Below are 13,545 nucleotides of genomic sequence, written 5' to 3' on the forward strand. Positions count from 1 at the left end.
TATACCAATGAAAAGGGTCCTTCGGGACCCTTTTGCCTATTAAAAATATAAAAAATAGAGGAAAGTTGATACTTTTTGATCAACTTTCCTCTATTTTATTTGTGGGCTATTTTGTTACAGCCCCTATATTGTAGTGAAAATGCAGAATTAGTTATGCAAAAAATGCAATAATTGAAAAAAGATGATTATCTTGATAATTAACAATCATTATAATATAAAAAAGTAAGAATAAAAATTAAATAAACTTTGTTTTAGTGGACAATCGTTTAATAAATATCCATAGTATATAAAAATTATTGAAAAAAATTCTCAATAAAATATTAAAATAGAAAAGCGGGATTATTATACTTCAGAGAGATATATACTAATTTTATATATATAAATAAATGTGATTGTAAATGTGTTTTTTAAGATACAATAAAAAATAATAGTCTATAGAATATAATATATTAGCGATTTAGCAAGGTGAAATATAACAAAATGCTATAGTTGAAATCATTAATTACGGTTGAATTAAATTTCCATTCATTGTAAGATTAGTATGAAATAGCTACTGTATATTCTTATATCCATAGCTCTACCATGTCGACAATGGTTTTCAATACTTATATCTGTTCATAGTATGCAATAGGAGGCTTTATTATGAATCACTTACACATTGCGTTCTCTCATGATGCATTACAAGATTTTGAGGATTCTATCACTCGTTTTGCAGTGACTTTAGATACAACTGATTTTTCTGATGTAGCTGCAATTGTGATTACGGATGCAGATCATGAAGAAGTACTAAGCAATCCATTGATTGAAGCGCTTCGTATTCCTGTATTCTTAGTGAAAAAGGATGCGAACTCCACTATTAAACCTGAATTTGTAGGCAAAATTACCCGTGTAATCGATGCTAATGAGGTGAATTACGAATTATATGTGAAACAAATTGAAGCGGCAGCTAATAAATATGAAGAAGATATGTTGCCTCCATTCTTCCGTGCGTTGGCAGATTACGTAGAAGATGGTAACTCTCAATTTGACTGTCCAGGTCATCAAGGAGGACAATTCTTTGCTCGTCATCCAGCGGGTCGTGCATTCTATAATTTTTATGGTGAAAACTTATTCCGTAGTGACCTTTGTAATGCAGACGTTAAACTAGGGGATTTGTTGATTCATGAAGGACCGGCTTGTGATGCACAGCAACATGCAGCGCAAGTATATAATGCAGATAAAACATATTTTGTGTTAAATGGTACATCCTCTGCAAATAAAATGGTATTAAATGCACTATTAGCTCCTGGAGATGTTGTTTTATACGATCGCAATAACCATAAATCTATCTCTCATGGTGCATTAGTACAAGCGGGTGCTACTCCTGTATACTTAGAAACGGCTCGTAACCCATTTGGTTCTATTGGGGGTATTTTGGAACATTGTTTCAATGAGGAATATATCCGTAAGTTAGTAGCAGAACAAGATTCTGAAAAAGCAAAATCTGAACGACCTATTCGTTTGGCGGTGATTCAATTAGGCACATATGATGGAACTATCTATAATGCTCGTCAAGTAGTTGATAAAATCGGCCATTTATGTGATTATATTTTGTTTGACTCTGCGTGGGTTGGTTATGAACAATTTATTCCAATGATGAAAGATTGCAGTCCGTTATTATTAGAACTAGGTCCTAACGATCCGGGTATCTTGGTTACACAATCTGTTCATAAACAACAGGCTGGGTTTTCTCAAACGTCTCAAGTACATAAAAAAGACTCTCACATTAAGGGGCAAGATCGCTATGTAAATCATAAACGTTTGAACAACGCATTTATGATGCATGCTTCCACATCTCCATTCTACCCATTATTTGCAGCACTTGATATTAATGCGAAAATGCATGAAGGAGAGGCGGGTAAATTATTGTGGAAAGATTGTGTAGAAACAGTCATTGATGCTCGTAAAGCAGTCCTCAAAAATTGTAAGTACCTTCGTCCATTAGTACCACCAGTTGTAAATGGTAAAAAATGGGAAGATGGAGATACTTCTGAAATGGCACAAGATGTTAAATACTTTGCCTTCGAACCAGGTGCGAAATGGCACTCTTTTGAAGGGTATGGTGAAGGACAATACTTCATTGACCCATGTAAATTCCAATTGATTACACCAGGTATCAACGTAGAAACTGGCGAATATGAAGACTTCGGTATCCATGCCAATATTTTAGCTAACTATCTTCGTGAACATGGTATCATCCCAGAAAAATGTGACTTGAACACAATTTTATTCTTGATGACGCCAGCAGAATCCAAAACAAAAATGGATGACTTGGTAGCACAATTAGTTCGTTTCGAACAATTAATTGAACAAGACGCACCAATGCAAGACGTATTGCCATCGATTTATTACAATAACATCGATAAATACAAAGGCTATACAATCCGCCGTCTATGCCAAGAAATGCATGATTTCTACAAAGATCGCAATGTAAGCGAACTTCAAAAGAAATTATTCTTACACGAATATTTGCCTGAGTATGTGAAAACTCCTCAAGAAGCAAACTTTGACTTTGTACGTGGACAAGGTGAACTCGTTCCATTGACAGAAGCTGTTGGTCGTATGGCGTTGGAAGGGGCTCTTCCATACCCTCCAGGAGTACTTTGTGTACAACCAGGTGAAAGATGGTCTGAAACTGCTAGGGACTACTTCTTAGCGTTAGAAGAAGGTATTAATAAATTGCCAGGTTTCGCCCCTGAAATCCAAGGTGTATATATTACAACTCAAGAAGATGGAACTAAAAAAGCCTTTGGTTATGTATTAAAAAAAGAATTTGATAAATAGTTATTTATAATGAGGTGAAGCTAGGAGCTTGCTCCTAGCTGGACCCTTCTGAGTGAGGTGCCTATGAGTAGCACAAGTGAAAATAAAATGAGCGTATTACAGCTTACTATATTAACAGCTGTAAACATGATGGGATCTGGTATTATCATGCTTCCAACTAAGTTGGCGCAGGTAGGTTCTTTGTCAATTGTATCTTGGTTAATTACAGCAGTAGGTTCTATGGCTCTTGCATATGCCTTTGCAAAAGCCGGTATGTACAGTAAAAAAGGAGGAGGTATGGGTGGCTATTCCGAATACTCTTTCGGTAAAGCTGGCAACTTTATGGCGAACTATACCTACGGTGTATCTCTTTTAATTGCGAATGTGGCAATTGCAATTTCTGCAGTAGGTTATGGCGCAACATTTTTAGATGCGAACTTATCTCCGTTTACGACCGCTATGTGGACAATAGCTACCCTTTGGTTAGCTACAGTGCTTAATTTTGGCGGTGCGAGCATTACTGGTCGCGTATCGAGCTTTACTGTATGGGGAGTTATTGCTCCTGTATTTGTTATCTCCACTGTAGGTTGGTACTTCTTCTCTGGCCATCTATACATGGAAAACTGGAATGTTAATAACTTGCCATTTAATGAGGCAGCAACTAACTCTATTGCTATGACGTTATGGGCATTCTTAGGTTTGGAATCAGCTGCGGCTAACTCTGATGCAGTTGATAATCCAGAAAAAAATGTACCGATTGCTGTGTTGGGTGGTACATTAGGGGCAGCAGTTATTTACGTATTATCTACTAATATCATATTTGGTATTGTACCAGCAAATGATTTAGTAAATAGCTCTGCTCCATTTGGCTTAGCATTTGCTAGTATGTTTACTCCAACAGTGGGTAAAATTGTTATGGGCTTGATGGTTATGTCTTGTTTTGGATCTTTGCTTGGCTGGCAATTTACCATTGCGAACGTATTTAAACAATCTGCTGATGAAGGCCTATTTCCTAAGCTATTTAGTAAAATCACATCCAAAGATGCCCCTGTTGTAGGGATGGTTACAATTACAATTATTCAGTCTTTATTGTCTTTGATGACAATGTCTGAATCTTTAAATGAACAATTTGAAGTATTAGTTAACCTTGCTGTTGTTACTAATATTATCCCTTATTTATTATCCATGGCAGCGATTATTGTTATCCTAAAATCTGCAGGTCGTAGTGGTAGCGAATTAAGTGGTACTACTTTTATTGCCTTTATTGGCTCCTTATATAGCTTATATGCCTTATATGCATCTGGTTTAGAAGCGATGACATACGGTTCTATTGTAACATTTATAGGTTGGACATTATATGGATTTATCTCTGATAAATTCGATTTAGAAAAACAAGCTTAATCATAAATAGATAGGATACTATTATAGGACATATAAACTGTAATAGATATTTCCTAGATGTGAAAAATTAAAGAAAAGAATTATCCGCACAATGCATAGAAATGGTGTATCGTACTTGTATGATACACCGTTTTTATATATACTTGTATATGAATGCATAAAACTGTTTCATAGCGTGTAGACTAGATAGAATGCCTATAGGCTATAAAATAGTTAGATGTAATATAGGGTGATTTGTAAGTCCCACCAAATTTGATAGGAGTAATTATGTTAATACAAGATAAACATGCAGTGGAGCAACGATTGTTACTACAATCGGCGATACTCATGTCATTTGTGGCTATAGGTGGTACTATGATGGGGGTATTTAGTGGCTCCAGTGCCATCTTATTAGATGGAGTAGTGTCATTTATTGCCGTTATTATTAAAGTGATGATGATCATCACATCCAGGTTGGTATCCAATGAAACAAGTAAGCGCTTTCAGTTTGGTTATTGGCAGTTTGAACCGTTGGTATTAATTGCAGAAGGTAGTTTCACCTTACTTATCGTCAGCTATGCCTTTTTGTCGGGGCTGACGGATTTATTAGGTGGTGGTCGTGCAGTACATGTGGGGCCGGCTATTATATATGCTACGATTTTTACGATTGCTGATACTATTTATTATTTCTATGTGCATCAAATCAATAAAAAATTACAATCTAATTTGGTGAAATTTGATAATATTAGTTGGTCCATCGATGCGATGCTAGAAGCGGGGATCTTAATCAGCTTTTTGGTGGCCTTTGGATTAGAACATTTTGGCTATGCAGAATGGGCTGTATACGTGGATCCTATCGTGCTTATCATCTTGTCGTTACAAATGATGCCGTCTGCTTTAAAAATTATCATTCCATCGGTAAAGCAAATCATGGGGGTGGCACCGTTAACCTTACATAATCGAATCCAATTTATTATGGATTCTTTTATGGAAAAATATAAATTTAAAGACTATGTAACTAGTGTACAAGCCTATGGGAATGTAAAAATGATTGAAATTGATATTTTGATTCCTAAAAGCTTCCCTAAACAGACGATTGTAGAATTAGATGAGATTCGCAATGAAATTGACCTTGCTATTGGTGGCGACCCTGCAGAGAAATGGGTGACTATCACCTTTACAGCTACGAAAAAGTGGATGGCAAAAGATTATTTATTAGATGAAGAAGACGAAGATTAGTAACTATCTTCCTATGAGGAGACAACAGTGGAGTATGTATTGACTATCATGGAAACCTATGGATATGCAGCTATGTTTATTTGCATGGTACTGGAAAATGCGAATATTCCTATTCCCAGTGAAATTGTTTTGGGGTTTGCTGGATATTTGGTGTTTCAAGGTGTATTTGATTTGAATATAGCTATTATAGTAGGTGTTATAGCGGGTATTTTGGGGTCGGTATTGTCTTATTGGTTAGGTGAATACGGCGGAAGACCTGTATTAATGAAATACGGTAAATATATTTTGTTTAATGAAGATAAGTTCGGTGCTGCTGAAAAGTTATTTAATCGTTATGGCGGTGCAGCTGTGTTTATTGGTCGTTTATTGCCAGGGGTGCGTACATTTATTTCCTTCCCCGCAGGAGTGGCTAAATACCCAATGACACCCTTTGTGATTTGGACTGCTTTGGGTACTATCCCGTGGACTATTTTGTTAGTTTGGCTAGGTATGAAGCTAGGGGAACATTGGAAAGACTTAATCGAGTATAATCATGAACTATTTGTTGCTATGATTGTAGTATTTGTGGTAGTAGCTGTAGTATATGGTTTGAAATTTTGGAAACGTCGTAACCTATAGGGAGATGATTATGAAATTACATCGTGTGACCTATGTAGTATTTCTCTTTTTCTTAGGAGTCTATATGCTAGGTAATCATCTATTGCCAGTGTCGGACCCAGTAGAATCGAATTACGCTCTAACCGCTAAAGAGATGGTTCTTTCTGGAGATTGGTTGTCTCCACAAATTTATGGGCATTATTGGTTTGACAAACCGATTATGATTTATTGGTTATTGAGTTTGTCCTATTCCGTGTTCGGTATAACAGACTTTGCAGCACGATTCCCGTCAGCTCTCTTCGGGGCCTTGTCGGTGGCCTTGCTTTACCAAGGGGTGCGCACCTTAACAGGACACCGCCGAGGAGCTTTGTTATCGGCTTTTATACTAGGGACTTCTCTTATTGTATGGATTATTGCGCATGGCATCATTACAGATATGGTGCTTTTATTTGCTACGGTAGGTACATTCTATTATGCCTATCGGGGACTATTAGTTAAGAATCCTTGGCATATAGCAGTAGCTTATGGGTTTGCAGGCATCGCAGTGTTGACGAAGGGACCTGTAGGTCTTGTATTGCCGGGATTGTTGTTCCTTGTGTATGCAGGTGTTAAACGCTCTTTACCATTGGTGAAAGCTTTATTTCCATGGCAAGGTATTCTCGTATTTTTAGCGATTGTCTTGCCTTGGTATGGATATATGTACCATACTCATGGTATGGAATTTATCAATGGATTTTTAGGCCTTCATAATGTAACGAGAGCGACCCAATCGGAGCACCCCGAGGTGAATCATTGGTGGTACTATCTCCCTATTTTCTTAGGTGGATTTCTGCCTTGGACGGGGGCCATTCTATATGGTGTGTATCGGGGTTGGAAAACAAGAACTGATGCCTATCTATATACCATGATTATGGGTTGGGGCACGATTTTGTTTTATACAATGATGGCCACAAAATATCCGACCTATACCTTTATTTCTGTCATTCCTTTTAGCCTATTAGGGGCTTATGGGATTATTTCTCTGAAAGATGCTAGTCATCGTGCTTGGTGGTGGGTATTAGGGCCTACTTTAGTGTTATGGTGGGCTCTTGGTATTAGTACTTTCTTTGTACCTTGGGGATTTTGGTGGATACTGCGAGCATTTGTAATAGGGCTTACCATATTCCTTGGTGGATGTTATTGGTATGGGAAACGGTTAATGATGCCTTTCACAGTGGGAATGGGGACCTTGGTCATACTAGGGATAGTGCTGATAGAAGGGATGGTACCATTCTTGGCATTGCGATCCTCTGTGACGTATCATGAACAGATACGTAACTTTCATGGACCTGTGTATTATTATGGGGAATATGCAGCGTCTGTGCCCTATTACTTAGATATTACCCCTGTGCGTGTGGAGCCTAGTCCTGAGCGATTAGAGAAGTATAATGTACAACGCAGTGCGAAGTGGAATGACAAGCATGTAATGCCCCAAATTGAGGAACAAGAATTATTTAAGCGGTTGCAATCTGGAGAACGGATGTTGATTATTACCAATAAAAATTATGGTAAAGAGTTAGAGGAATCTTCGGTAGGCCCATACTTAGAACGTGATGAAAGTAGTTCAAAAGTAGTGTTATTACATTCCAAATAGAGGGGAACCTATGTCAGTAGAACGGTTGATGAGACAATTAAAAGGATTTTCTAGTCCTCAAGTGTACAATCCTTGGAATGATTTTGATGGGCGTTATGACACGAATCAGCGAGCGAGCTCCATTCGGAAAAAGCAGTTACAGGCTTATTTGGAGCAACGATTAGATCGTGCTAAAATTCTTATCATAGCAGAAGCGGTAGGCTATCAAGGAGGGCGATTTACAGGGGTTGCTATGACCTGTGAAAGAATGCTCTTAGGGTATCACCCCACGGTAAAACCATCTATGGTGTTTACAGGGCTAGAGCCGAAACGTACTAGTAATCCAAAGAGCGAGTATATTATAAAACCGACACAAAAAGAAAAGGGCTTCAATGAGCCCACTGATTCTGTGGTTTGGAATGCCATGTTAGAAGCTAATATTGATCCTTATGAAGTGGTGTTGTGGAATATCTTTCCATTTCATCCCTTCAAAGGATATGATGGGTTGACAAACCGAACGCCGACGAAGCAAGAATTAGACTTAGGATGGACATATACAAAAGGAATCTTGGAGTTGTTCCCTAGTGCACAAATTCTTGGAGTTGGACAAAAGGCGAGTCTTACTTTGGCGGAGTATGGGGTAGAAGTACAAGCTACCTTGCGCCATCCAGCCAATGGAGGAGCGGGACTGTATAAAGAACAGTTTAGAGAATTTTGTAAAACCTTATAGAGTGAAAAGCCACAGCGCTTCTGAAAAGGCGAAAAGCCGTGGTACTTCTAAAAAGACGAAAAGCCGCAGCGCTTCTGAAAACTGCCCTACGCGAAAGTTTTCAGTAAGCACTACGGCTTTTCTTGAGGTGGTTATAAGAGTTGAAAAATCTGATTGATTTAAAATGGTCTATGCTGATGGTTTTTAGTAAGCACCACGGCTTTTCTTTGTGGGTTGTTATGGGGGACTATGATATTTTTGGGTTGTATATTGAGAGATAAACGTAGAAGCACCTCCTTTGTGGTGAATATTATAAAGAAACAGGTATTACAAAAATCCTACTATCGATAATGATGGTAGGATTTTTATATAGGAATTTAGGGGAAACTTAGTTATAGGTTCTTTGGTATTGGCAGTGTCTGCAATACTTGGATAACTCTTTGTAATTCTTCTTCTGTGTGTGCAGCGGTGACGGTTAAGCGCAGTCGTCCTGTGTTAATAGGTACAGTAGGTGGACGAATGCCACTGAGGATAATGCCTTCTTGCTCACATAGGTGACTGGCTTTTAATGTATCTTCGTTGGAGCCGATGATGATAGGAAATATCGGTGTATCATCGGTGCTAGGGATTCCTAATGATTGTAAGGCTTTGTGCATATATTCTGTATTGCTTCGTAGGTTTTGATAAACACTTGGTTCCTCAGATAATACTTCTAGGGCACCAAGGCTAGCACCAATATCAGCTGGAGATAAGGCAGTGGCAAAGATGAAGGGACGACTATGGTTGATGATATAATCAATGACAGTTTGAGAACCGCAAACGTATCCACCGATGGACCCTAAGGCTTTACTCATAGTGCCAGTGGTGATGATACGTGGGCTTTCACAGTGAAAGTGATGCGCTGTGCCACGGCCCTCACCAATGACGCCAGTAGCATGAGCATCATCTACAATAAGTAGGGCATCGTAGCGCTCAGCTAGTTCTAAGAGTTCCGGTAAGGGGGCTATATCACCATCCATGCTGAATACCCCATCAGTGATGATGAAACGCATACCATAGTGCTTAGATTCAGCTAGTAATGGTTCAAGGACTTGTACATCTTTGTGGGGATACACCTGCACTTTGGCGCCACTGAGACGACATCCATCGATCAGGCTCGCATGGTTGAGTTCATCACTGAAAATGATGTCCCCTTTATTAACAAGAGCTGATATAGTTCCGAGATTTGCCATAAACCCAGCTGTGAAAGTAAGTGCTTTTTCACATTCTTTCCACTGTGCAAGACGGTTTTCTAGCTCTTGAAATAAAGGAAAGGAACCAGAGGTAAGACGAGCGCCACCAGAACCGGTACCATATTGTTGGAGAGCCTGTGAAGCGCGATCCTTCACATGTGGGTGGTGAGTTAAGCCCAGATAATTGTTTGATGCCATCATCAGATAGGTGGAACCTTCATACATAACATGAGTAGCATCGATAGGAGTATAGGTGCGAGGAGAACGAAATTGTGACTCCTCTTGGCGCTTAATTAAAGCATTAGAGTATCGATTACACATGGTGATTCCCTTTCGTTGTAACCCACGTAGGAGTGGATGTAAAATACTGTATTATTTCTTCTATCGGTGCACCGTCAGTGATAAAAAAAGCGCGACCACCGATGGGACTACCATAGACTTTCATAGGGCTTAATCGATGGTAGGTGGTACCGTAGGACACATAGCCTGTCGTATACTCTGGATCATCGGACCAACACAGTTCACCTAGTACGTAAGGCGATGCGAGGACCTTACTTGCTAGGATGAGAGCCTCTCTAGAATGGATAGAGGAACATCTGAAGCGTTGTAAATGTTCATGTATATCAGTATCGCTTTCTGCATCCATACGGGATACCCGTACCGTTTGAGGATATACCTCGCCAGTGATGGCATTAACGAGCCAAGCACCGCTTACAGACTCTGTATTTTGGCTAAGCTTGGTAAAAGCACTTTGTATAGCCTGTTCATGAATTTGTGCTTGTTGTAATAGTTGGGTAGCTACCCGATGAGACTCTTCAATCGTTGATGATTCTGTGGTAGCCACCATGAGAGCAGGGACTTTCACGATGGAGTCATCAGGAATCGCATCAATTTGTAAATTAATAAAATCTGGACGACCTTTGCTGTGTTGCAAAGCTCGCTGTATAAATTCTTCTGAAATGCGTGATACCGATTCTAGGGAGACGAGACGTTCTGCCCCAGAAATATGAGCGCCCCCCTGTTCATGAGGACCTCCCTTAGCAGCGCGCATACGGATGCTGTAGACCATGTGAGATTATCCTTGTTTAACTTTCAAAGTAGTAGCCAAGCGTGGTAGACGCTGTAAGATACCATAAAAAACGGGGCTCACAATGATTGTGAAAATCATGCCAGGTACTGCCATCACAAGCATAGGAATGACCATTTTACCGAAAGATAAACCAATGGTAATACGGGCGATAGCAGACGCAATAGGACCAGAGATAAGGATGGACCACATGCGGTTTTTACCAATCCATAAGATAAGACCTACGATAAGGCGGAATTGCATGGCGATAGCAACATTTAGCAAGTTTTGTGTGCCCAATACAAGCCCAATCAAACTAGAAAGGCAACCGCAAATGATATATTTGCGGAATCCAAAGGCAGCACAAATTGCTACGGCTAAGGGGGCGGATAATTGGAACTCTACACCAGGAATTAAGTTAGGGATTTTGATGCCCCCTAGAATTGTCATCATTGCCGTTAAGATACCGATCTCTGCAACTGTGTGAATACTTACATTTCTCATTTTTGTGACCTCCCATTGTAAACCTTTAAAAGATTTGCTTTGTTTACATTATAAAATGCAATTGCATTTAGTGCAATATTCAATTGCAAATTTTGTGATTTATTAGTGAGGGGGTGAGTTGCTTAGGATAGAATGTGTATAGTATAATGAAAGTAACTATTTTGATCGGCTTATGAATCCTAAGAGGTTCCCAAATATTTCATAGTAGAAGTATGTATAGAGGGTATATACTTTGCTGTGTAGAAGAATGTGACATAGATGGTGAGAAAGGTTTCTCACAGTGTTTTGCTGTATAAAAACAAACAGGAATAGATACTTATTTGTGCTTACATGCCGATACATGCTTAACCATCTGCGGATGGGATTATATAGTCTTGGACTATGGTAGTATGTATAGACAGTACGACCATAGTCCCGTAGGAGGAAATTTTGAATATACAAGAAGGAACAACAAAGATAGTTACACCGACAGGTGAAGCTACGCAACAACACCCACGTCAGACAACACGTACACGTCGTACGACAGGTCAAAATCGTCGCGCCACAGTGAAAGCGGATGGAGAGCGTCCAAGTCGCCCTCGCAATGATAATGGCGAACGTCGTCAATCTAATCGTGGTCCTCGTAGACCGCAACGGGTGAACGTGGCAGTAGAAAAACAGGAACAATCAGTACGTCCGCACGTGCGAAAAGATAAATTACAAATCATTCCATTAGGTGGTTTAGGTGAAATTGGTAAAAATATGACCATCTTCCAATACGGCGATGATATTGTAGTGTTAGATGCAGGGCTAGCATTCCCAGAAAATGACATGTTGGGAGTAGATATCGTTATTCCTGATATGAGTTATTTAATCGAGCATAAAGATAAAGTGCGTGCCGTGGTAATTACTCATGGTCACGAAGATCATATTGGGTCTTTGGCATATTTATTAAAAGAGGTCAATGCACCTGTCTATGCTACAAACTTAGTATGTGGATTGATTGAAGGCAAATTAAAAGAACATCATGTAAAAGCAAAAAAATTACAAATTGTAAAAGCCGGTGATGAATTTAAAATTGGATGCTTCAAAGTAGGCTTTATCCAAACAAATCACTCAATTCCAGACGCATGTGCTATCTTTTTAGATACTCCAGTCGGTACTGTGGTGCATACAGGGGACTTTAAAGTAGACCAAACGCCAGTAGATGGGAAATTAATGGACGTTCATAAATTTGCAGAACTTGGTAACAAAGGCGTATTGGCGCTTATGTCCGATTCCACAAATGTAGAAAAACCAGGTTTTACTCCATCTGAAAGTTCTGTAGGACCTGCTATTATGCGTGCTGTAGCAGAAGCTACTGGTCGTGTTATCTTGGCTACTTTTGCATCCAATGTGTCCCGTTTGCAACAAGCTATTGATGCAGCGGTAGCTACCAAACGTAAGGTAGTGGTGTTAGGTCGTTCCATGGTAAATGTGACAGAAATTGCTCAAGAGCGCGGCTATTTAACAGTACCAGAAGGAACTATCATCGGTGATGATGAAATGAATCGGTATCGTGCGGATGAAATTATGATATTAACGACAGGATCTCAAGGGGAACCAATGGCGGGCCTATCTCGTATGTCTACGAATAATCACCGCACCGTAGAGATTACGCCAAATGATACTGTTATTATCTCCGCCACTCCAATTCCGGGTAATGAAGCGGCAGTAGGACGTACCATCGATAACTTATTGCGCCAAGGTGCTCATGTAGTCTATGGCAAAGATCGTGGTATCCACGTATCTGGACATGGTAGCCAAGAAGATTTAAAAACAATGTTGAATCTAGTGCGACCTAAGTTCTTTATTCCTGTACATGGGGAATACCGTATGTTGAAAAAACATGGTGAATTGGCTGTGTCCATGGGGATTGTAAAACCTAACAATGTTTTGGTTGGGGACAATGGACAAATCTTTGAGTTTACCACACGTACAGGTCGTTTAGCAGGTCGTGTACCAGCTGGTAAAGTCTTTGTGGATGGTTTAGGTGTAGGTGACGTAGGTAACATTGTTATTCGTGACCGTCAGCAATTAGCGCAAGAAGGTATGGTTGTGGTTGTTATGGCAATGGACCGTGCATCTGGTACGATCGTAGCGGGCCCAGATATGTTATCCCGTGGCTTTGTGTATGTTCGTGATGCAGAAGAATTGTTAAGTGAAGCACAACGACGTGTAGATGCAGCAGTAGAGAAATGTGAAATAGACCACATTAAAGATTGGACAACCATCAAAACTGTGGTGCGTGACACATTAGGCAAATTCTTCTATGAAAAAACGCGCCGTCGCCCAATGATTCTACCAATCATTCAAGACGTATAAAGTATGTGATATAATAGACATATGACGCGAGTCATATGTCTATTTATTGTATTGGACTATG

General features: G+C 39.6%; 10 protein-coding genes. 7 read left to right on the plus strand and 3 right to left on the minus strand.

Features of this window, described 5'->3' with window-relative positions; genetic code table 11:
• The first annotated feature begins 642 nt into the window (after positions 1-642).
• The 6 genes from speF (at position 643) to EO117_RS05475 (ending at position 8,360) form a co-directional block, all read left to right on the plus strand.
• Positions 643-2,823: an ornithine decarboxylase SpeF gene (gene speF, locus EO117_RS05450; RefSeq protein ID WP_126939471.1), complete on the plus strand. Its 2,181-nt coding sequence runs from the start codon at positions 643-645 to the stop codon at positions 2,821-2,823.
• A gap of 63 nt (positions 2,824-2,886) precedes the next feature.
• Positions 2,887-4,203 (plus strand): putrescine-ornithine antiporter, encoded by a 1,317-nt coding sequence (potE, locus tag EO117_RS05455; RefSeq protein WP_126939472.1) that lies wholly within the window; start codon positions 2,887-2,889, stop codon positions 4,201-4,203.
• A 267-nt stretch (positions 4,204-4,470) separates the two neighbouring features.
• Positions 4,471-5,421 carry a cation diffusion facilitator family transporter gene (locus EO117_RS05460; protein WP_240632588.1) on the plus strand — a complete coding sequence of 317 codons (951 nt, stop codon included), beginning with the start codon at positions 4,471-4,473 and terminating at the stop codon, positions 5,419-5,421.
• A 48-nt stretch (positions 5,422-5,469) separates the two neighbouring features.
• The gene (locus EO117_RS05465; protein ID WP_371413085.1) at positions 5,470-6,039 is read left to right on the plus strand and encodes a DedA family protein; all 570 of its coding nucleotides are present in this window, start codon (positions 5,470-5,472) and stop codon (positions 6,037-6,039) included.
• Positions 6,040-6,049: 10 nt separating this feature from the next.
• Complete coding sequence (locus EO117_RS05470) at positions 6,050-7,651, plus strand: glycosyltransferase family 39 protein (protein ID WP_126939474.1); 1,602 nt, start codon at positions 6,050-6,052, stop codon at positions 7,649-7,651.
• Between the two features lie 10 nt (positions 7,652-7,661).
• Positions 7,662-8,360, plus strand: coding sequence for a uracil-DNA glycosylase (locus EO117_RS05475; RefSeq protein WP_126939475.1), 699 nt, complete (start codon positions 7,662-7,664; stop codon positions 8,358-8,360).
• Between the two features lie 371 nt (positions 8,361-8,731).
• Here the strand turns inward: EO117_RS05475 and bioF are convergent, their stop codons facing one another.
• Genes bioF through EO117_RS05490 form a run of 3 tightly spaced genes read right to left on the minus strand, consistent with a single transcriptional unit; the run spans position 8,732 to position 11,141 of the window.
• A complete protein-coding gene (gene bioF / locus EO117_RS05480; protein WP_126939476.1) occupies positions 8,732-9,892 on the minus strand; it encodes an 8-amino-7-oxononanoate synthase in 1,161 nt (386 codons plus the stop codon).
• On the minus strand, positions 9,885-10,640 hold the full coding sequence (locus EO117_RS05485) for a 6-carboxyhexanoate--CoA ligase (RefSeq protein WP_126939477.1): 756 nt from the start codon (positions 10,638-10,640) through the stop codon (positions 9,885-9,887). Before EO117_RS05485 ends, bioF begins: the two co-directional genes overlap by 8 nt.
• A gap of 6 nt (positions 10,641-10,646) precedes the next feature.
• Positions 10,647-11,141 (minus strand): hypothetical protein, encoded by a 495-nt coding sequence (locus tag EO117_RS05490; RefSeq protein ID WP_126939478.1) that lies wholly within the window; start codon positions 11,139-11,141, stop codon positions 10,647-10,649.
• A gap of 429 nt (positions 11,142-11,570) precedes the next feature.
• Between EO117_RS05490 and EO117_RS05495 the strand changes: the two genes are divergently transcribed.
• Positions 11,571-13,484, plus strand: coding sequence for a ribonuclease J (locus EO117_RS05495; protein WP_126939479.1), 1,914 nt, complete (start codon positions 11,571-11,573; stop codon positions 13,482-13,484).
• Positions 13,485-13,545: the final 61 nt, after the last annotated feature.

The organism is Veillonella sp. VA142 (assembly GCF_003992135.1).
Taxonomy (GTDB): domain Bacteria; phylum Bacillota; class Negativicutes; order Veillonellales; family Veillonellaceae; genus F0422.